Annotated in this window: 1 pseudogene; it reads right to left on the bottom strand. The window is 64.6% G+C overall.

From position 1 onward, the window contains the following. Positions 1-152: 152 nt before the first annotated feature. Positions 153-497 (bottom strand): annotated as a pseudogene (locus tag POF73_RS45910) (alpha-1,4-glucan--maltose-1-phosphate maltosyltransferase); the annotation flags it as partial.

Below are 497 nucleotides of genomic sequence, written 5' to 3'. Positions count from 1 at the left end.
TGTCAGCCCCTTGAGGTCGCCGACGCCGTCGCCGTTGCTGTCCTGGAAGGAACGGACCAGGACCTCGTAGAAGACGGCGCGCTTGAACCAATCCGGGTCACGATCCTTGGCAGGAGTGTCCTCGAAGGTGTCCTGAACGGGCTCGTTGACGATCATTTTGTGGGTGACCCTCCGATCTGCGGGGTGGACGGTCGCAGAACACGAAAGATGTGCGCGGGCTCGCGGCCCGGCTCAAGGCGCACATAGTTGGTCCTGCCCCAGTGATAGGTCTCACCGGTGAGCTCATCGCGCACCGGCACCGACTCGTGCCAGTCCAGGCCGAGTTGCGGCATGTCCAACGAGACCGTGGCCTCCTGGGTGTGGTGGGGGTCGAGGTTGGCGACCACCAGAACCGTGTTCGATCCCTGCCGCTTGGAGTAGGCGATCACCTCGTCCTTGTCCGTGTGATGGAAGTGCAGGTCGCGCAGTTGCCGCAGGGCGGGGTTCGCGCGCCGGAC

Origin of the sequence: Streptomyces sp. HD (assembly GCF_028369295.1) — a bacterium.
In the GTDB taxonomy this organism is placed as follows: domain Bacteria; phylum Actinomycetota; class Actinomycetes; order Streptomycetales; family Streptomycetaceae; genus Streptomyces.
Note: the sequence above shows the minus strand (reverse complement) of the source record. Positions and strands in the feature narration are given on the sequence as shown.